We start from the raw sequence: 19,066 nt of genomic DNA, 5'->3' as shown, positions 1-19,066 counted from the left end.
CCCATGAAGCCCACCAAGGTCGCCGCGGTCGTCGCCGGTTCGCTGATGGCCCTCGGCGCTGCCGCGCCCGCCATGGCCACGGAGGCGCTGACCCCCACCAGCCTGAACGGTGGCCTCGAAGCGATCGCCGCCAATGGGCTGAAGTCGGACGTCCTGAGCAGCACCACGGACGGCTCCCCGGTCAAGACCGTCACGGACACCGCGACCCAGCTGAACGAGACCACTAAGGGCGGCTCGCTGCTGGGTGGCCTCCCGGTCGGCGGTGGCCTGCCGGTCGGTGGCTGACACCGGGCCCTCGCCCGACTGACGTCGCCTCAGCAACCCCGCCATCGCGGGCACTTGTGGCGGCCTGACGCCGCCCTCTCCCACGGTCGGCTGATCGAATGATTTTCTGATCAGCTGCCGTGTGGCCCCCGTTGCACGGGGTTCGCCGACCCATACCCTCTGGCCAGTCCCACGCGAACGTCGGCGTGGATCAGGCCGGTCGGAGCGAGGGGGGATCCTCGCCGGCCTCTCCCTTTCTCCAGAGGAAGAGCGGTATGCGGTCCATCATCAGCAGGAAAGTACTCACCGCGGCGGCAGCGACCGGCATCCTGTCGCTGAGCGGCGGATTCGCCCTGGCCGCGAACTCCCAGGCCGGTACGAGCGACGGTCCGGGCCCCGGCAACGCCGGTCATGTCCAGGCCCCGCTGCCTGCGGACGTCTGCGGAAAGAGCATGGAACTCGGCGGTTTCGCCGCCGCGGCCGTCGGTGACCTCTGCGACCAGGCGGAGGACCCCGGCGGCTACGGCGACGAGCCGGGTGAACCTACGCACCCCGGCGAGCCGACTCATCCGGGTGAACCCACGCACCCGCCCACGCACCCGCCGACCCACCCGCCGACGCACCCGCCGACGACGCCTCCCACGACGCCGCCGACGACGCACCCGCCCACCCATCCCCCGACGACGCCGCCGACCACGCCTCCCACGACGCACCCGCCGACGACGCCGCCGACCACGCATCCTCCGACGCACCCCCCGACGACGCCTCCCACGACGCCGCCGACGACGCACCCGCCCACACACCCCCCGACGACGCCGCCTACGACGCCTCCCACGACGCACCCGCCGACGACGCCGCCGACGACGCATCCTCCGACGCACCCGCCGACGACGCCTCCCACGACGCACCCGCCCACGCACCCCCCGACGACGCATCCGCCGACCCACCCGGGTGAGTGCGAGGAGCCCGCGCCGGGTGAGGAGCCGGAGCCCGGTTGCGAGGAGCCGACGACGCATCCGACGACCAGGCCGCCCACCTCCCCGCCCGAGCTCCCCGACACGGGTAGCGAGACCGCGCTCATGGGTGCGGCCGCGATCAGTGCCGCACTGATCGTCGGCGGCACCGTCGTGTACCTCCGCGGTGGCCGGATCGCCCGGCGCCACTGACGCCGTACACCGGCCGAGCGTCAACCGAGGCCCTCACCGTCACCGGTGAGGGCCTCGTCCGTTGCTGCACATGGGGGAGTTCCGGAGTCGTTCCCCCGAAGGTCTCGTTGTCAGAACATGACTCTGCGCTCTCACGCCGGCATGGGACTCCTCATGACCGCATTCGCCTCCGCCGCCCTGGCCGCCCCGGCCTCGGCCGTCGAGGCGCCGGTGATCGTGCCCCTCCAGGGGCTCGACCCGGTGCTCCCGATGGACGCCCCCACGGTGGCCACCGGCGTACCCGTCCCGATGCCCGGCGCCCCCACCGGCTTCCAGAAGGGCATCGGCTCGCTGCCCGACCTCGCACTGCCCAGCGTGCCGCTCACCGGCACCCTCCCCGCGACGGTGGTGGACGCCCCGCTGCCCGAGGTCGTGAAGGACAGCGAGCCCGGCCGTGCGCTCTTCGCCACCCCGCACTCGGAGATGGCGGCGGCCACCCCGGGCGCCGTCGTGGGGAACCCGGTGGTCGCGCCCGAGGGCGACGGTCTGGCGGGCCTGCCGGACCTGGCGAAGCCCCGGGTCGGCCTGCTGCCCCCGATGGTGAGCGGTGCGCTGGACTCCCAGCTCGGTCTGGCGCCCGAGGCGCGCTGACGCGCCGGCGCGGGCGGCGCGACCCGTCGAGGTGCGGTGTGCGAAAGGCCGTTCCTCTCTGCCCGTGCCCATTTCGTTCTTCTGTGCGATCGGCGGCCCGGTGGGTGAAGACACGATTCTTCCCCGCCACCGGAAGGGCTTTCGTTCGTTGCAAGAGGAGGCTTGTCGCATGGCCACGGCCCGTGGACCGAGGCCGTCCCGTCGTATCCGGCGGCGGACGGTTTTCGGCCCGCGGGCCAATTTTTCGGTTTTCCTTCTTCCCTTTCGGCCCAACGGCCGTGACCCGGTCCGTGGTACGACGTTGAACGGGACTGACGGCCGTGATTCCTGCGGTCGCTTTCCACGTCCAAGGAGTTCTTGATGTCTCGCATCGCGAAGGCTGCCGCTGTTCTCGCCGGCACGGGTGCCGTTGCCCTCAGCGGAGCCGGCCTGGCCGTCGCCGACTCGGGCGCCGAGGCCGTCGCCGCCCACTCGCCCGGTGTCGCCTCCGGCAACGTCGTCCAGGTCCCGGTCCACGTCCCGGTCAACCTCTGCGGCAACACCGTCAACGTCATCGGTCTGCTGAACCCGGCGTTCGGCAACACCTGCATCAACGCCGACGGCCACGACAACGGTGACGGCGGCTACGGCGGCTGATCCCCCGTCACGACCGTGTCCCCCCGACCCGGCCGGGTCGGGGGGACACGTGTGTGCGGGGTACGGGCGCCTCCGGCGGGCAGCCCGGGCCTCGGGGGCCGCCCGGGCCTCGGGGGCCCCTCAGGCGTACCGGTAGATCCGGCTGTGGTCGAACATCGACGTCGGCGTCACACCCCAGGGCGCCATCGGCTCGTGCCGGGCCACGACCTTGCGGTACTGCGCGTCCCCGAGCGGCGGCGGCTCCGCCGGGAGGTACGCGGCCCCCGGGTTGCGCTGCTGCCAGCGCGACCAGACCAGGTCGACGAACGCGTGGTGCAGCCAGAACACCGGGTCGTTCACGGAGCCGCCGCCGAGCATCAGACCGCCGACCCAGCGGTGCACCCGGTTGTGGATGCGGAACCGTTCGTTGCCCCGGCCCGGCGCCCAGCCCTCCAGGCGGTTGCGGAAGCCGGAGGCGCTCGTCGAGTTCCAGGGCGTCACGTCGTACACCCGCTCCCGCATCACCTCGTCGAGCTGGGCCTGCGTCGGCAGCGCGATCGGGTCGTGGGGGCGGCCGAAGTCCCTGGTCAGGAAGCGCTCCTCGGTCATCGACTGGGTGATCGTCCAGCGTCCGGCGGAGTGCGCGAAGGGGCCGGTCATCACCTGGAGGTCGGCCCGGCGGCCGTTGCCGCCCAGGAAGTCCTCGCCCCAGAGCGAGGACGCCGGACTGTTGTCGCGGGTCCAGTCCCAGTACGGCACGGAGACCGTCGGGTCGATCCGGCGCAGGGCCGTCTCGAACTCCAGCAGGAACTTCCGGTGCCAGGGCAGAAAGCTCGGCGTCATGTGGGCGACCCGGAGCCGGCCCTCCCCGTCGGCCGTGTAGTGGTCGATGTGGGTGCGGACGAAGCGGTCGTACGCACCCGTCCGCTTGAGCTCCAGAACGGCGGCGACGAACTTCCGGCGCTCGGCGCCGGTCAGATCGCGCTGGTTCTTACGCGTGTACACCACGCGGGCTCCCTCCCGTCGGGTCGGTGTGGACGCCATGGGCCGCGGCGAGCGGGGAGAGCCGGGCGGTGCCCAGCTCGTCCACGGCCGCGCGGACGGCCGCCAGCGGCGTCGGGCAGGACTCGTAGTGGTCGATCGGGGTGACGAAACCGCCGTCGGCGCAGCGCATCAGATGCAGCGGCCGGCCGTCGACGAGGGCCACCGGCTCGCCCTCGGGGCCGGAGAAGCCCAGGAGGTGACGGCCCCCGTACATCTCGTCGAAGGCGTGCGGGTCGCGCGCGTTCCCCGCGGGTGCTCCGGAGGGTGGGCGGGTCGTGATGCGGCCGAGGGCGCCCCCCGTGAAAGCGGTGACGGCCAGCGCGAAGAGGGAGCGCAAGGCGACGCGGCGCGGGACGATCATGAGTGATCTCCTCGGGGTCGGGGGAGCCCTCAGGGCACAACGATGAAAACCCGGGTTCGTTGCGGCGGAAATGCCAGCGGCGTGAATGTCGGCCGTTCGAGTGAAAACGGCGCGGGGAAAGGGCGGTTGGAGCACTAGCATCCGATTCATGACCACTTCCAACGTCGTTTCCTCGGCGCGCAGCGCCTCTCCGCTGGGAACTCTCACGGTGATTCCGTGGGCCAGCGAGCCCTCCGCCGATGCGGCCGGTACGCCGTTTCTCATGGCGTATTCGCTCGGCGACGGCCGGGACGGGCCGGAGGCGGGTCAGCAGGCGATGCGGACCGCCCTCGAGGCCATGGGCCTCTCCGTCGGCGACCGGCTCTTCGATCTGGACAAGGACGCCGGGATCACCGCCTCGCTGCTCGTCGAGGGCGGCTCCGCCGTCCTCAACCTGCCGTTCCTGAAGGTGCAGTGCCCGGTCCCCGACGAGTGGCAGGAGGCGGCCCGCGAGCGCGGCCAGGTCTACCTGATCTGCTCCGTGCGGCCCTGGCCCGAGGCGGTCCCCGGTCAGCCGGTCGACGAGGCGCGGCTGCGGGCGTTCGTCTCCGACGAGGAGATGCTCAAGGAGAGCGCCCACGTCCTCATGCCCGTCCGGCGTCTGCAGGGCTGAGCGGGAAGGGGGTCGCGCCATGGCGACGGTGAACGTACGGGGCGGGGTGCCGGAGCAGCGGCAGGAGCGGGAGGAGTCCGCGCGGGAGACCGCGGGGACGGTCGGCGGGAGCCGGGCCTTCGCCTGGATGCTGATGATCACCGGAGCGGCGGGCGTGCTGTCCGGCTGGGTGATCACGATCGACAAGTTCAAGCTGCTGGAGGACCCCGGCTTCCAGCCCGGGTGCAGCCTCAACCCGGTCGTGTCCTGCGGCAACATCATGAAGAGCGAGCAGGCGGGGGTCTTCGGCTTCCCCAACCCGATGCTCGGCCTCGTCACGTACGCCGTCGTCGTCGCCCTCGGTGCCGGGCTCCTCGCCGGGGCCCGCTACCGGGGCTGGCTCTGGCTCGGTCTCAACGCCGGCATGCTCTTCGGCGTCGGCTTCTGCACCTGGCTGATGTACCAGTCGCTGTACGAGATCAACGCGCTCTGCCTGTGGTGCTGCCTGGCCTGGGTCGCCACCATCGTCATGTTCTGGTACGTCACCGCGCACAACGTCCGGCACGGTGTGGTCCCGGCTCCGGCGGGCGTGCGGACCTTCCTCGGCGAGTTCACCTTCGCCCTGCCCGTCCTGCACATCGGGATCATCGGGATGCTGATCCTGACCCGCTGGTGGGAATTCTGGACGAGCTGACGTGAGCCGTCTCCTTCCCGGGCCGCGGGCCGCACTCGTCGTGCTGCTCGCGGCCGTTCTCGTGCTCCTGCTGCCGTACGAACGGCTCGCCCCCGGCGACCGGCACACCGGCACCAGGGCCGAGCCCGAGCCGGACCCGGCGCCGCTGCCCGGGGTGCCGTCCGGGTTCTTCACCGGCTCCGACGAGGCCGGGGTGCGCAGGATCGCCCAGGCGCAGGCCTGGCTCGGCGGCGAGTCGCTGACGGTCGGGCACACCTATCTGCCGGGCGACCGCTGGTCCAACATCGAGGGTCATCCGGCGCTCTTCGGGCCCTGGGCGCGCTGGAAGGAGGCGCGGCCGGGGCGTCTCTTCGTGCTCAACGTGCCGATGATGGACCGCAGCGAGGCGGGGCTGCCCGACGCCGAGGTGCGGGCGGGGCTGCGGAGCGGCGCGGCCGGGGCCTTCGACGGGCACTTCCGGACGCTGGGGGAGCGGCTGGTGGAGCACGGGCTCGGGGAGGCGGTCCTGGTGCTCGGCTGGGAGATGAACGGCACCACGTACAGCCATCGCTGCGGGCCGGACCCGGAGGCCTGGAAGGCGTACTGGCGCCGGGTGGTCGAGGTGCTGCGGGGGGTGGCGGGGCAGCGGTTCCGCTTCGACTTCACGCCTAGCCGGGGGCGGGACGCCGTGGAGTGGCCGCGCTGCTACCCGGGGGACGACGTCGTCGACATCATCGGGATGGACGCGTACGACCAGCCCGCGGGGCTCTCCTTCGAGGGCCAGGTGGCCGAGGAGTACGGGCTCGCCCATCATGTGCGGTTCGCGGCGGCGCACGGCAAGCCGGTCTCGTACCCGGAGTGGGGACTCTTCCGGAACGGCGACAACCCGGTGTACGTGCGCGGGATGCTGGACTGGTTCGCGGCCCACCGGCCCGTCTACCAGACGGTCACCGACTACTGCCCGCACGGGGTGTGGGGGTGCGCCGAGAATCCCGAGTCGGCGCGGGTGGTGCGGAAGGCGCTGGGAGGGCCGGCCGGCCCCTGAGGGAGCCGGCCCCGTTCCCGTACGCCATCCCGGTGTCGGGTCAGGAGTGCTGGTAGGCCACCAGGGAGATGCCGACGTAGTGGACGGTGAAGGCGGCCAGCGTCAGCGAGTGGAAGACCTCGTGGAAGCCGAACCAGCGCGGTGAGGGGTTCGGGCGCTTGATGCCGTAGATGACGCCGCCCGCGCTGTAGAGCAGTCCGCCGACGATGACGAGGACGAGGACGGCGATGCCGCCCGCGCGCATGAAGTCGGGCAGGAAGAAGACCGCGGCCCAGCCCATCGCGATGTAGCAGGGCGTGTACAGCCAGCGCGGGGCGCCGACCCAGAAGACCCGGAAGGCGATGCCGGCGAGGGCCGCCGCCCAGACCGCCCACATGAGCGGCCGGCCGGTGGAGTCGGGGAGCAGCAGCAGGGTGAGCGGGGTGTAGGTGCCCGCGATGATCAGGAAGATGTTGGCGTGGTCGAGGCGCCGGAGGACGGCCTCGCCGCGCGGGCCCCAGTCGCCGCGGTGGTACAGCGCGCTGATGCCGAAGAGCAGGCAGGCGGTGAGGACGTAGATCCCGCAGGCGACGCGGGCGCGGGGTGAGTCGGAGAGGGCGACCAGGACCAGGCCGGCGACGATCACGGCGGGGAACATGCCGGCGTGCAGCCAGCCTCTGAGCCGTGGTTTCAGCGGGAGCGAGGGTGCCTGTCCGATCGGATCCTGCTCGATCGGGGTCACTTCCGGTGTGGCTGCAGTCATGGGACCGAATCGTACCTACGGCCCCGTAGGTCGCGAATATGAGTGGCGATGCTCACGTGTGCGTGCCCCTGGACATATGGGCGGATCCGTCGGATGATCAAATGAGTGCGGTCGGCACCGGATGAGCAGCTACGAAGCATCCGGGTCGCGGCCCCCACGGGGCACACACCAAAAAACCCCTCTACAAGGAGCAATCGTGGCGCGCGACAACGCGGCTCCCCAGACCCTTCCGACCCAGCACCAGGAGCTCGTCTCCTGGGTGAACGAGATCGCGGAGATCACCCAGCCGGACGACATCGTCTGGTGCGACGGCTCCGAGGCCGAGTACGAGCGCCTGTGCGAGGAGCTCGTCGCCAGGGGAACCTTCACGAAGCTCGACCCGGTGAAGCGCCCGAACTCGTACTACGCCGCCTCCGACCCGACCGACGTCGCGCGCGTCGAGGACCGGACCTTCATCTGCTCCGAGAAGGAGGAGGACGCGGGCCCGACCAACCACTGGAAGGGCCCGGCGGAGATGAAGGAGATCTTCGCGGGCGAGAAGGGCATCTTCCGCGGCTCGATGCGTGGCCGCACCATGTACGTCGTGCCCTTCTGCATGGGCCCGGTCGGCTCCCCGCTCTCCGCCATCGGCGTCGAGATCACCGACTCCGCGTACGTCGCCGTCTCCATGCGCACCATGACCCGCATGGGACAGGCCGTCCTCGACGAGCTCGGCACCGACGGCTTCTTCGTCAAGGCCGTCCACACCCTCGGCGCCCCCCTGGAGGAGGGCCAGGAGGACGTGCCGTGGCCCTGCAACTCCACCAAGTACATCTCGCACTTCCCCGAGAGCCGCGAGATCTGGTCGTACGGCTCCGGCTACGGCGGCAACGCCCTGCTCGGCAAGAAGTGCTACGCGCTCCGCATCGCCTCCGTGATGGCCCGTGACGAGGGCTGGCTCGCCGAGCACATGCTGATCCTCAAGCTCACCCCGCCGCAGGGCGAGGCGAAGTACGTCGCCGCGGCGTTCCCGTCCGCCTGCGGCAAGACGAACCTGGCCATGCTGGAGCCCACGATCTCCGGCTGGACCGTCGAGACCATCGGCGACGACATCGCCTGGATGCGCTTCGGCGAGGACGGTCGCCTCTACGCGATCAACCCCGAGGCCGGCTTCTTCGGCGTCGCGCCCGGCACCGGCGAGCACACCAACGCCAACGCCATGAAGACCCTCTGGGGCAACTCGGTCTTCACCAACGTCGCCCTCACCGACGACAACGACGTGTGGTGGGAGGGGATGACCGAGACGGCCCCCGCGCACCTCACGGACTGGAAGGGCAACGACTGGACGCCGGAGTCCGAGACGCCGGCCGCCCACCCGAACGCCCGCTTCACCGTCCCGGCCGGGCAGTGCCCGACGATCGCCCCCGAGTGGGAGGACACCAAGGGCGTCCCGATCTCGGCGATCCTCTTCGGTGGCCGCCGCGCCTCCGCCGTCCCGCTGGTCACCGAGTCCTTCGACTGGAACCACGGCGTCTTCCTCGGCGCGAACGTCGCCTCCGAGAAGACCGCCGCCGCCGAGGGCAAGGTCGGCGAGCTGCGCCGCGACCCCTTCGCCATGCTGCCGTTCTGCGGCTACAACATGGGCGACTACATGGCCCACTGGGTCAAGGTCGGTGCCACCGCGGACGCCGCGAAGCTCCCGAAGATCTACTACGTGAACTGGTTCCGCAAGAACGACGCCGGCAAGTTCGTCTGGCCGGGCTTCGGCGAGAACAGCCGCGTCCTGAAGTGGATCGTCGAGCGCCTGGAGGGCAAGGCCGAGGGCGTCGAGACCCCGATCGGCATCCTGCCGACCGCCGAGTCCCTCGACACCGAGGGCCTCGACCTGCCGGCCGAGGACCTCGAGTTCCTCCTCAAGGTCGACCGTGACGTGTGGCGCGAGGAAGCCGCCCTCGTCCCCGACCACCTCAACACCTTCGGCGACCACACGCCGAAGGAGCTGTGGGACCAGTACCGCGCCCTCGTCGAGCGCCTGGGCTGATCCCGCCCCGCAGACTCGTGGTGGGTTGCCCCGAGATACCGCCCTGACCAGTGGGGTCACGACGGCCCACCACGACGCAACCGGCCCCCGGAGCCCCCTCAGGCTCCGGGGGCCGGCGCATGTCCGCCGCCGTCCGGGTCAGAGGATGGGCTGGCCGGCCTCGACGGTCGCGATCGCTCTGCGGCAGGCGTCGCGGAAGCTCTCGAAACGGCCGCCCGACGCGTTCCAGGTGGCCGCGCGGGCGGAGCGGGAGGAGGAGTCGCCGAAGAGGCTCTCGCGCAGCTCCGTGGTCAGCTCCAGCTGGGCGCCCTTCCTGAGCATCGTCAGGTTGCAGGGGTTGCTGACGTGGCTGCCGTTGAATTCGCCGAGCGTGGCGGAGTACCGGGAGTCGAAGGCGTCGACCGCCTGGAAGCCGGCGTTCTTGATCTCCGTCACCAGGGCCGTGCGGAAGTCGGCGTTGAGACCACCGACGACGGCGACGGCGCGGTTGCCGGCCGACGGGAAGGTGGCCGCGGGCAGCTTCAACTGGTCGAACTGGCAGCCGTGCAGGGACAGCACGTTGAGGTGGCTCGCCGCGGTCGACAGGGCGACGTGGTCGTCGCAGTTCTTCGAGGTGACGTGCAGGGCGCGGTTGCCCTGGGAGAGCAGGCCCTCGAACATGAAGTAGTCGTGCACCGTCGGCAGGATCGGGGCGCCCGCGGAGTCGCTCGGGCTGTATCCGGCGATGCCCAGGCACAGTTCGGTCGTGCCGATCTCGATGCCACCGCCGTGCAGCGCGAGGACCGCGGTGCGCGGGAAGTCGTACTTCTCGCTCATCTTGAGGTCGAACTGCTGGTGGCGGCGGTAACGACGGCTGTACGAGGTGCCCTCGACGAGGTTCGTGTCCTGGTAGAGCGCGGTGTTCGAGGGGTACTCGAGCGGGTCCGGAAGCGTGGCGTCGGCGGCCGGGGCGGCAGCAGCCGGGGCCGCCGTGGCGAGCTGGGAAAGGATCGGGCCGCCGACCGTGGCCGCGGCGGCCAGGGCGGTCAGCACGGTGCGGCGGGACGTGGTGTGATCAGAAGAAGTCATGCGCGGAACATAACTGATCACCCGTCGCGCCCCTCCCCGTACCGGGTGTGAATCTGCTGCCGGACCGCCTCCGCCTCCTGGAGTGCGGCGGCGATCGCCGTCAGAGTGGAAGGGCCGCAGCGGGGCCGTCGTCGCCTTCGTCTTCTGCGCGACTTCGGCGCGCAGCCGGGTGGGTGGCGCCCGGTCCGTGCGGTTCGTGCCGCGCGGACCGGGGCCGTCAGGGGGTGCCGGCCGAGGCCAGGGCGGGTTCCCCGGCCAGTGCGGCGGTGTGCGCGTCCATGCGCTCCGCGGCGAGGATGGCGGCGGCGGTGTCGGCCCGTGAGGCGGCGACGACCAGGGCGCGGCCCGCGAGGGCGTGGGCCCTGCGGTGCAGGTCCGGCGCGGAGGAACCGCTCAGAGCCGCGTGCCGCGCGGGCGGTGCGCCGCGCAGCCGCGCCACCTGCCGGGCGATCAGTTCCCCGGCCTCGGTGTCGCCGAGCTCGTCGGTGACGGCGAGCAGGGCGGAGAGGTGCCCGGCGAGCTGGATGTCCAGCTCCTCCTCGCGGGAGCGGTGCGGGTACGCGTCGGGGGCGTCGTCGGCCATCCGGTGGACCGACTTGGTGCGGATCGGTTCGTACATGGGACGGCCTCCTGGGTGCTCTGGAGCCATCCTAGCTTAGATTCAGTCTAAAGTTGAGCGGGGTCCGGCCGTGGCGCGCTACGGCTGGCTGTAGCCGTCCAGGAAGCGGCCGATCCGGGTCACCGCGTCCGCCAGGTCCGCCGCCGCCGGCAGCGTGACGATCCGGAAGTGATCGGGCTCGTGCCAGTTGAAGCCCGTCCCGTGCACCACCATGATCTTCTCGGCCCGCAGCAGGTCCAGGACCATCTGCCGGTCGTCCTTGATCTTGTAGACGTTCGGGTCGAGCCGCGGGAACAGGTACAGCGCGCCCTTCGGCTTCACACACGTCACGCCCGGGATCTGCGTCAGCAGCTCGTACGCCGTGTCCCGCTGCTCCAGGAGCCGCCCGCCCGGCAGCACCAGGTCCTCGATCGACTGCCGGCCCTGCAGCGCGGCGGCCACCGCGTGCTGCGCCGGCATGTTCGCGCAGAGACGCATGTTGGCGAGGATCGTGAGGCCCTCGATGTACGAGGACGCGTGGTGCTTCGGGCCGCAGACCGCCAGCCAGCCCGAGCGGAAACCGGCCACCCGGTAGTTCTTGCTCATCCCGTTGAACGTCAGGACGAGCAGGTCTGGGGCGATCGCGGCGGTGGGGGTGTGCGTGGCACCGTCGTAGAGGATCTTGTCGTAGATCTCGTCCGAGCAGATGACCAGGTTGTGGCGGCGGGCGATCTCCGTGAGGGAGCGGAGCATCTCGTCGTCGTAGACGGCGCCCGTCGGATTGTTCGGGTTGATGATCACGATCGCCTTCGTGCGATCGGTGATCTTCCGCTCGATGTCCGCCAGGTCCGGCATCCAGTCCGCCTGCTCGTCACAGCGGTAGTGCACGGCCGTACCGCCCGCGAGCGAGACCGACGCCGTCCACAGCGGATAGTCCGGGGCCGGCACCAGGACCTCGTCGCCGTCGTCGAGCAGCGCCTGCATCGACATCTGGATCAGCTCGGAGACGCCGTTGCCGAGGTAGATGTCCTCGACGGAGAGCGGGATGCCCTTGGTCTCGTAGTGGCTCATCACCGCGCGTCGGGCCGAGAGCAGCCCCTTCGCGTCGCCGTAGCCGTGCGCCTCGGAGAGGTTGCGCAGCACGTCCTCGAGGATGGCGGGCGGGCACTCGAAGCCGAAGGCGGCCGGGTTTCCCGTGTTGAGCTTGAGGATGCGATGACCCGCAGCCTCCAGCCGCATCGCCTCTTCGAGCACCGGACCCCGGATTTCGTAACAGACGTTGGCGAGCTTCGTGGACTGGATCACCTGCATGACGAGAGCTTACGGCCGGGTCGGCCGGGACGCTTCGTGTTCTGGGACACGTCGGACAGGTGCGAGGGCGTGGCGACGGGGCTTTCCGCTGGTGAGGGCCGCCGAATAGGGGTCCTCCGGCCGGCGGGATAGGTTGGCCCGTCATGTGGGTTCTGACTGCTTCCGGATGCCGGTGGCTCGGCGCGGCCGGGTCGCTCGCCGTCGCCGTGGGCGGCTGGGCCGCCGGGACGCTGCCGGTGCGGGGCGGCTGGGGGCTGTGGGAGCCGCGCGGCTCCGCGCTCACCCTCGCCGGCGCGCTCCTCGCGTACCTCGGCCTGACGGTGCTGGTCGCCGCCTGGTGGCGGTACGGCGTGCTGCTCGCCCGGGGCGTACGGCACGGGGTGCTCGCCACCCTCGCCTGGTGGACCGGGCCGCTGCTCCTCGCCCCGCCGCTCTACAGCAAGGACGTCTACAGCTACATCGCGCAGGGCGCCATGGTCCTCGAAGGGCACGACGTGTACGGCGGCGGGCCCTCCGTCCTCGGGCCCGGCGACCTGGGGGCGGACGCGGCCGCGAGCGTCGGCGGTCACTGGACCGACACCCCCGCGCCGTACGGGCCCGCCTTCCTGGTCCTGGCGCAGCTGGTCGTGAGACTGACCGGGGGTGAGATCGTCCCCGCCGTGCTCGGGATGCGGCTGCTCGCGGTCGGCGCGCTCGCGCTGATCGTCTGGGCCGTCCGGGGGCTGGGAGGCGGACGCGGGGGCCCCGACGGGGCGCTGTGGCTGGCCGCCCTCAACCCGCTGCTCCTCATCCACGTCGTCGGCGGCACGCACAACGACGGCCTGATGATCGGGCTCATGCTGGCGGGCGTGCTGCTCGCCGTGCGGGGCCGGTGGGTGCTCGGCTGCGTCCTCGTGGGCCTGGCGATGACGGTCAAGTCGCCGGCGGCGGTCGCGCTGCTCTTCATCGGCGTGATGATCGCGCGGCGGGACGGCGGCGGTGCCCGGGGCCTGGCGAAGGGGCTCGTGCTGCCGGGGCTCGTGGCGGGCGCGGTGGCGGCGGTCGCGACGGTGCTCGCCGGGACCGGGTTCGGGTGGCTGCGGACGCAGAGTGTCGCCGGGACCATTCACACCGCGCTGTCCGTGAGCAGCGATCTCGGCCTTGGTCTCGGGCTGCTCCTCGGGGACGACCCCGACCCGGTCAAGGCGGCCGTGCAGAACCTCGGGCTGCTTGCCGCCGTGGTGCTCATCCTGGTGCTCGCGTGGCGGGCCTGGCGGGGGGTGCTCGATCCGGTGCTGGGGCTGGGGCTCGCGCTGGTCGCCCTGGTCGCGCTGTCGCCGATGGTGCAGCCCTGGTACCTGCTGTGGGGGACGGCCGTGGTGGCGGCGGTCGCCTGGCGGGGGCGGGCGGGGCAGGTGCCGGCGGTGCTCTCGGCGGCGCTCGTGTACGAGACGGCGCTGGACGGGCGGACGCCCTGGTACGGGTTCGTGGTGGCCGGATTGGTGCTGCTGGTGGGCCTGGTGTGGATGCGGCGGGACCCGTGGCCGGGAGACGTGGAGCGGGCCGACGCCTTGGAGGGCGCCGACCCCGTGGGCAGCGGGCGATAGGGGCGGGGGGCCACCCCTTCGCGCGTCAGCGCGTGGAGGCGCCGGCCCCTTCGCGCGTCAGCGCGTGCGGCGTACCGATCTGCCCGGCAGGGCCGACGTGCGCTTGCCGTCCTCCATCACGAACTCGCCGTCGACCAGGACGTGGGGGATTCCCGTCGGGAGGGTGCGGGGGGACGCGTACGTCGCTCCCGCGCTCACCGTCTCCGGATCGAACAGGACCAGGTCCGCGCGGTGGCCCTCACGGACGAGACCCCGGTCGGTCAGACCCAGCCGGGCCGCCGGGCGGGAGGTCAGGTGGGCCACGCACTCCTCCAGGGTGAGGACGCCGAGGTCCCGCACGTACCGTCCGAGGTACTGCGGAAACGTGCCGTACGCGCGCGGGTGCGGCTTCAGGCCCTGCAGGATGCCGTCCGAGCCGCCCGTGTGCACCCGGTGCCGCATGATCGTCCGGACGTTCTCCTCGTGGCCCACGTGCTGGAGGATCGTCGTCCCGAGCCGGTCCTCCAGGAGGAGCCGGCGGGCCGTCGCCCAGCCGTCCACCCGGCGCCCCACCCAGTCCGCGAGCGCCCCTTCCGACACTCCCGAGATCTCGATCGTGTCCCAGTCCATCGGCACGCCGTGGCAGCCGTCCGAGCCGAGGACCTCCAGGTGGTGCCGGATGCGCTCCGCCGTCCCGTCGTCCCGGAGCCGGGCGAGCACCGCCTCCGGGCCGCCCTCGCTCGCCCAGCTCGGCAGCACGGCCACCAGGGTCGTACAGCCGGGCGTGTACGGGTACGTGTCGAGGCTGATGTCCGAGCCCGCGTCCAGGGCCTCGTCCAGGAGGGCGAGGAGTTCGGGGGCCCTGCCCTCGTTCACACCGAAGTTCATCGTGGCGTGGGCGAGGTGGAGGGCGCAGCCCGCCTCGCGGGTGAGCCGCACCATCTCCCCGTACGCCTCCAGGGCGCCGGCCCCGTACGAGCGGTGGTGCGGGCAGTAGTAGCCGCCGTACCCCGCCACGACCCGGCAGAGCTCCGTGAGCTCGGCGTCCTTCGCGTACATCCCCGGCGTGTAGGTCAGGCCGGAGGACATGCCGACCGCGCCCTGCTCCATGCCCTCCGCGACCAGCCGGCGCATGTGGTCCAGCTCGGGCTCCGTCGCCGGGCGGTCCTCCCAGCCGACGGCGTACATCCGGACCGTGCCCTGGGGGATCAGATACGCGGCGTTGACGGCGATGCCCCGGTCCAGCCGGTCCAGGTACTCGCCGACCGTGCGCCAGTCGAAGTCGATGTCGTCGCCGGATCCGTTCCAGCCGGTGATCGCCTTCCGTACCTCGGCGAGCGTCCGGTCGTCGACGGGGGCGTACGACAGGCCGTCCTGGCCGAGCACCTCGAGCGTCACGCCCTGCGCGGCCTTCGCGCTGTGGTCCGGGTCGCGGAGCAGCGCGAGGTCGCTGTGGGCGTGCATGTCGATGAAGCCGGGGGAGAGGGCGAGGCCTTCGGCGTCCACGACGCGGCGGGCGGTGGGGCGCTGGCAGCCGGCCGCCGCGCCCTCCTTCACGATCGCGGCGATCCGGCCGCCCTCGATCGCCACGTCGGCGCGGTACGAGGCGCCGCCGGTGCCGTCGACGACCTCCGCGTCGCGGAAGACGAGGTCCATGCCGGCTCCTTCTAGAAGAACGTGCGGATGTAGTCGACGACCGTGCCGTCCGCCTCGACCAGCGGGATCAGCTGCCACTTGTCGAAGATCGTGCACGGGTGGGACAGGCCCATGCCGAGCCAGTCGCCGACCTCCAGATCGGCGCCCTCCTCCGTCCGTACCCAGGCGTGCTGGTCGGAGAGGCCGGTGACGGTCAGGCCGTCGGCGGGGCGGATCTCGCCGGTGCGGGCGTCACGGACCACCTGCGCCTCGGGGAGGTGCAGGTCGTGGGCGGCGTCCCGCTTGCCGGCGTTGGTGAACGCCTGCTCCGGAGTGGGTCGGGAGACGACCTGCGACCAGAGGCGGAACGCGGGCTCCAGGGCGCCCTCCTCCGGGACCCGGTTGAAGGGGGTCCGCTCGCGGTACTGCCCGTCGTCGTGCGAGACGTACGCGCCGGAGCGCAGCAGCTTCAGGACGGGCAGGGAGAGTCCGGGGATCTCCGCGAACACGTCCGCGACCGCGTCGAACCACTCGCTGCCGCCCGCGCTCACCACGATCTCGCCGATGGCGGGGTCGAAGCGGCCGGCCTTGTCGAAGTCGGCCGCGAGCCCCACCAGCCGGTGCAGCCACGCGCGGACCCGCTCGCCGTCGGCCCCGGGCATCGTGCCCTCGTACCCGGCGACGCCGACGAGCCGCAGCGTGGGGGCGGCCGCGACCGCGTCGGCGACGGCCGCGCACTCCGCCTCGGTCCGTACGCCCGTACGCCCCGTCGCGCCGGCCGCGAGCTCGACGACGACGTCCACGGGGCGGGTGGCGCCCGCGGCGCGCAGGGCCCCGTCCATCAACTCGACGCCGCGCACGGAGTCGACGTAGCAGAGGAAGCGGAAGTCCGGGTCGGCGTCGAGCTCGCCGGCGACCCAGCGGAGTGCGACCGGGTCGACGACCTCGTTCGCGAGGAAGATCCGGGCGATGCCGTGGGCCCGGTAGACGCGGGCCTGGTGGGGCACCGCGGCGGTGATGCCCCAGGCGCCGTGCGCCAGCTGCCGGTCGAAGAGCTGGGGGGCCATGGAGGTCTTGCCGTGCGGGGCGAAGGCCAGGCCGTGGCGCTCGGCGTACGTCTCCAGGAGGCGGAGGTTGTGCTCGACCGACTCGGCCGAGAGGGCGAGGACGGGGGTGGTGAAGCCACCGGTGAAGAGGTTGCGCCGCTGGGCGGCGAGCTCGCCGACGGTCAGGCCCTCGGCGTCCGGGGGCAGGGCCTTGAAGCGGTGGTCGACGCGCTCGTTCGCCAGGTCGGGCATGAGGCCTCCTCATCGAAGCGTTGCGAAGGGTGCAACAGTCATTGCGTATGTCGCTCGATGCTGTCTAGCATCCGGGCCAAGGCCGGGTCAATGGACCCCGCGAGAGTCGCAAGGGAGCGCCAGAGTGGCCGGAGAACCGCCCGTGGATGTCGTGTGCCTCGGCGAGTCCATGGTCACCTTCCTTCCCTCCCGACCCGGCCGCCTCGCCGACGTCCCCGCCTTCGAGCGCGCGATCGGCGGCGCCGAGTCCAACGTCGCCTGCGCCCTCGCCGCCGCCGGCCACCGCACCCGCTGGGTCGGCCGCGTCGGCCGCGACGGATTCGGTGACCACCTCGTCGAGACCATCGGCGCCTACGGCGTCGACGTCACCGCCGTCGAACGCGACCCGCGGCGACCCACCGGCGTCTACTTCCGCACCGCCGCCGACCGCGCCACCGACGCCCACGAGGTCGTCTACTACCGCGCCGGATCGGCCGCCTCCGCGATGTCGCCCGCCACCGTGCCGTACGAGACCGTCGCCGACGCCCGCGTCCTCCATCTCACCGGCATCACCGCCGCCCTCTCCGACGACTGCCTCGCCCTCATGCGCACCCTCACCGCACCCCGGGCCGGCCGCCCCCTCGTCTCCTTCGACGTCAACTGCCGCCCCGGGCTGTGGCACGACGGCGCCACCACCGCCGGCCCCGTCCTCCTGGAGCTCGCCCGCCGGGCCGACCTCGTCTTCGTCGGCGCCGACGAGGCCGAACAGGCCTGGGGCCTCGGCGACCCCGCCACGATCCGCGCGGCCCTCCCCGAACCCGCCGTCCTCGTCGTGAAACGGGGCGCCGACGGCGCGACCGTCCACGAACGCACCGCCCCCGGCACCGACTCCGTCGTGCACGTGCCCGCCCCCCGCGTCGACGTCGTCGCCGCCGTCGGCGCCGGAGACGCCTTCGCCGCGGGATTCCTCTCCGCCACCCTCCGCGGGCTCGACGCCACCGCCCGCCTCCGGCACGGCCACCTGCTGGCCGCCGCCGCCCTCACCGTCCCCGGCGACCTGGCCGCACCTCCCCGCCGCGCCCACGCCGACCGGCTCGCCGCCCTCGCCCCGACCGCCTGGGGCACACTTCAGCTCGGCCCCGGCTGGACGGGGGACGACCAGGAGGGACGTACACCATGAGCCAGACCGTCGACCGGGCTCTCAGCATCCTGCCCTTGCTCGCGCAGGGTCCCGCCGACCTCGGACAGGTCGCCGACCGGCTCGGCGTCCACAAGTCCACCGCCCTCCGGCTGCTGCGCACCCTGCACGAGCACGGCCTCGTCTACCGCCAGCAGGACCAGCGGTACCGGCTCGGCGCCCGCCTCTTCGCGCTCGCGCAGGAGGCCGTCGAGAACCTCGACATCCGCGAGATCGCGCACCCCCACCTCGCCGCGCTCAACGAACGGATCGGCCACACCGTCCACCTCGCCGTCTACGAAGAGGGCGAGGTCCTCTACATCGACAAGGTCGAGAGCCGCTACCCGGTCCGCATGTACTCGCGCATCGGCAAGCCCGTCGCGATCACCGTCGCCGCCGTCGCCAAACTGCTCCTCGCCGACCTGCCCGAACCCGAGCGCCGCGCCCTCGCCGGCAAGCTCGACTACCCCCCGTACACGCCCCGTTCGACCCCGAACGCCGCCGCCTTCCTCAAGGAGCTGGCGACCGTACGCGAACAGGGCTGGGCCACCGACCTCGGCGGCCACGAGGAGTCCATCAACTGCGTCGGCGCGCCCATCCGCGGCGCCGACGGGCGCGTCGTCGCCGCGATGTCGGTCTCGGCGCCCAACGTGGTCGTCACGGCCGAGGAACTCCTCTCCCTCCTCCCGCAGGTGCGCCGCACCGCGGACACCATCAGCCGGGAGTACTCCGGCACCTCCCCGAGCAAGGACAGCGCATGACCGAGCAGCACCTCCCGCAGTCGACCGAGAAGACCGCCCTCACCCCCGCCACCCACACCGCCCCGCCCGCGAAGTTCTCGCACGGCGTGAAGAAGGGCAACATCCTCCAGGTCGCGGGCCAGGTCGGCTTCCTGCCCGCCGTCGAGGGCCAGGCCCCGACCGTCGCGGGACCGACCCTGCGGGAGCAGACCCTCCAGACCTTCGCCAACGTCAAGGCGATCCTGGAGGAGGGCGGCGCGAGCTGGGACGACGTGATGATGATGCGCGTCTACCTGACGGACGTGGACCACTTCGCCGAGATGAACGCGATCTACAACCAGTACTTCGAGGAGCAGGGCCTCAAGGCCCCCGCCTCCGCCCGCACCACCGTCTACGTCGGTCTGCCCAAGGGCCTCCTCATCGAGATCGACGCCCTCGCCGTCCTCGGCTGACCCCCGCACGTACGGCCGGAGCCCACGCGCCCGAACGGACCTGAACCGATCC

Annotated in this window: 19 protein-coding genes; 11 read left to right on the top strand and 8 right to left on the bottom strand. The window is 72.1% G+C overall.

Annotated features, from left to right (window positions below):
• Window positions 1–3: 3 nt before the first annotated feature.
• The 3 genes from ACIP84_RS26035 (at window position 4) to ACIP84_RS26025 (ending at window position 2,696) form a co-directional block, all read left to right on the top strand.
• A complete protein-coding gene (locus tag ACIP84_RS26035) occupies window positions 4–285 on the top strand; it encodes a hypothetical protein (protein ID WP_030324038.1) in 282 nt (93 codons plus the stop codon).
• Window positions 286–1,583: 1,298 nt separating this feature from the next.
• Window positions 1,584–2,060 carry a hypothetical protein gene (locus ACIP84_RS26030; RefSeq protein WP_355961803.1) on the top strand — a complete coding sequence of 159 codons (477 nt, stop codon included), beginning with the start codon at window positions 1,584–1,586 and terminating at the stop codon, window positions 2,058–2,060.
• A 360-nt stretch (window positions 2,061–2,420) separates the two neighbouring features.
• Complete coding sequence (locus ACIP84_RS26025) at window positions 2,421–2,696, top strand: chaplin (protein ID WP_030324043.1); 276 nt, start codon at window positions 2,421–2,423, stop codon at window positions 2,694–2,696.
• A 120-nt stretch (window positions 2,697–2,816) separates the two neighbouring features.
• Here ACIP84_RS26025 and ACIP84_RS26020 read toward each other — a convergent pair whose 3' ends face one another.
• Together ACIP84_RS26020 and ACIP84_RS26015 are read right to left on the bottom strand one after the other, a co-directional pair.
• Window positions 2,817–3,683, bottom strand: a complete 867-nt coding sequence (locus ACIP84_RS26020; RefSeq protein WP_401800727.1) for a tyrosinase family protein — start codon at window positions 3,681–3,683, stop codon at window positions 2,817–2,819.
• Window positions 3,667–4,080 carry a tyrosinase family oxidase copper chaperone gene (locus tag ACIP84_RS26015; RefSeq protein ID WP_355961808.1) on the bottom strand — a complete coding sequence of 138 codons (414 nt, stop codon included), beginning with the start codon at window positions 4,078–4,080 and terminating at the stop codon, window positions 3,667–3,669. Before ACIP84_RS26015 ends, ACIP84_RS26020 begins: the two co-directional genes overlap by 17 nt.
• A gap of 148 nt (window positions 4,081–4,228) precedes the next feature.
• Here ACIP84_RS26015 and ACIP84_RS26010 point away from each other — a divergent pair, with 148 nt between their 5' ends.
• Genes ACIP84_RS26010 through ACIP84_RS26000 form a run of 3 tightly spaced genes read left to right on the top strand, consistent with a single transcriptional unit; the run spans window position 4,229 to window position 6,429 of the window.
• Complete coding sequence (locus ACIP84_RS26010; RefSeq protein WP_319310243.1) at window positions 4,229–4,732, top strand: DUF5949 family protein; 504 nt, start codon at window positions 4,229–4,231, stop codon at window positions 4,730–4,732.
• Window positions 4,733–4,751: 19 nt separating this feature from the next.
• Complete coding sequence (locus ACIP84_RS26005; protein WP_355961810.1) at window positions 4,752–5,405, top strand: vitamin K epoxide reductase family protein; 654 nt, start codon at window positions 4,752–4,754, stop codon at window positions 5,403–5,405.
• A gap of 1 nt (window position 5,406) precedes the next feature.
• The gene (locus ACIP84_RS26000) at window positions 5,407–6,429 is read left to right on the top strand and encodes a glycoside hydrolase family 26 protein (RefSeq protein ID WP_401800723.1); all 1,023 of its coding nucleotides are present in this window, start codon (window positions 5,407–5,409) and stop codon (window positions 6,427–6,429) included.
• A 40-nt stretch (window positions 6,430–6,469) separates the two neighbouring features.
• Here the strand turns inward: ACIP84_RS26000 and ACIP84_RS25995 are convergent, their stop codons facing one another.
• Window positions 6,470–7,171: a hemolysin III family protein gene (locus tag ACIP84_RS25995; protein WP_401800721.1), complete on the bottom strand. Its 702-nt coding sequence runs from the start codon at window positions 7,169–7,171 to the stop codon at window positions 6,470–6,472.
• 196 nt (window positions 7,172–7,367) lie between these two features.
• Between ACIP84_RS25995 and ACIP84_RS25990 the strand changes: the two genes are divergently transcribed.
• Entirely contained in the window at window positions 7,368–9,191 is a 1,824-nt protein-coding gene (locus ACIP84_RS25990) for a phosphoenolpyruvate carboxykinase (GTP) (protein WP_401800718.1), read from the top strand.
• A 138-nt stretch (window positions 9,192–9,329) separates the two neighbouring features.
• On the opposite strand, the gene ACIP84_RS25985 is transcribed toward ACIP84_RS25990, so the two are convergent.
• The 3 genes from ACIP84_RS25985 to ACIP84_RS25975 form a co-directional block, all read right to left on the bottom strand.
• Window positions 9,330–10,259, bottom strand: coding sequence for a poly-gamma-glutamate hydrolase family protein (locus tag ACIP84_RS25985; protein WP_401800716.1), 930 nt, complete (start codon window positions 10,257–10,259; stop codon window positions 9,330–9,332).
• A gap of 217 nt (window positions 10,260–10,476) precedes the next feature.
• A complete protein-coding gene (locus ACIP84_RS25980; RefSeq protein ID WP_401800715.1) occupies window positions 10,477–10,878 on the bottom strand; it encodes a hypothetical protein in 402 nt (133 codons plus the stop codon).
• Between the two features lie 78 nt (window positions 10,879–10,956).
• On the bottom strand, window positions 10,957–12,168 hold the full coding sequence (locus ACIP84_RS25975; protein WP_073909900.1) for a pyridoxal phosphate-dependent aminotransferase: 1,212 nt from the start codon (window positions 12,166–12,168) through the stop codon (window positions 10,957–10,959).
• Between the two features lie 143 nt (window positions 12,169–12,311).
• Between ACIP84_RS25975 and mptB the strand changes: the two genes are divergently transcribed.
• Window positions 12,312–13,754, top strand: coding sequence for a polyprenol phosphomannose-dependent alpha 1,6 mannosyltransferase MptB (gene mptB, locus ACIP84_RS25970; protein WP_401800713.1), 1,443 nt, complete (start codon window positions 12,312–12,314; stop codon window positions 13,752–13,754).
• Between the two features lie 57 nt (window positions 13,755–13,811).
• Here mptB and ACIP84_RS25965 read toward each other — a convergent pair whose 3' ends face one another.
• On the bottom strand, window positions 13,812–15,389 hold the full coding sequence (locus tag ACIP84_RS25965; RefSeq protein ID WP_401800711.1) for an amidohydrolase family protein: 1,578 nt from the start codon (window positions 15,387–15,389) through the stop codon (window positions 13,812–13,814).
• An 11-nt stretch (window positions 15,390–15,400) separates the two neighbouring features.
• Window positions 15,401–16,666: an alanine racemase gene (locus ACIP84_RS25960; RefSeq protein ID WP_355961829.1), complete on the bottom strand. Its 1,266-nt coding sequence runs from the start codon at window positions 16,664–16,666 to the stop codon at window positions 15,401–15,403.
• A gap of 124 nt (window positions 16,667–16,790) precedes the next feature.
• On the opposite strand from ACIP84_RS25960, the gene ACIP84_RS25955 reads away from it, so the two are divergent.
• The 3 genes from ACIP84_RS25955 to ACIP84_RS25945 are packed head-to-tail and all read left to right on the top strand — an operon-like array spanning window position 16,791 to window position 19,014.
• Window positions 16,791–17,825 carry a sugar kinase gene (locus tag ACIP84_RS25955; protein ID WP_401800708.1) on the top strand — a complete coding sequence of 345 codons (1,035 nt, stop codon included), beginning with the start codon at window positions 16,791–16,793 and terminating at the stop codon, window positions 17,823–17,825.
• Complete coding sequence (locus tag ACIP84_RS25950; RefSeq protein WP_355961835.1) at window positions 17,822–18,583, top strand: IclR family transcriptional regulator; 762 nt, start codon at window positions 17,822–17,824, stop codon at window positions 18,581–18,583. Before ACIP84_RS25955 ends, ACIP84_RS25950 begins: the two co-directional genes overlap by 4 nt.
• The gene (locus tag ACIP84_RS25945) at window positions 18,580–19,014 is read left to right on the top strand and encodes a RidA family protein (protein ID WP_355961838.1); all 435 of its coding nucleotides are present in this window, start codon (window positions 18,580–18,582) and stop codon (window positions 19,012–19,014) included. The genes ACIP84_RS25950 and ACIP84_RS25945 overlap by 4 nt, the downstream gene beginning before the upstream one ends.
• The last annotated feature ends 52 nt before the right edge of the window (window positions 19,015–19,066 follow it).

Origin of the sequence: Streptomyces sp. NPDC088707 (genome assembly GCF_044752725.1) — a bacterium.
Classification (GTDB): domain Bacteria; phylum Actinomycetota; class Actinomycetes; order Streptomycetales; family Streptomycetaceae; genus Streptomyces.
The sequence above is the reverse complement of the archived record's forward strand: the minus strand, read 5'-3'. Positions and strand labels throughout refer to the sequence as shown.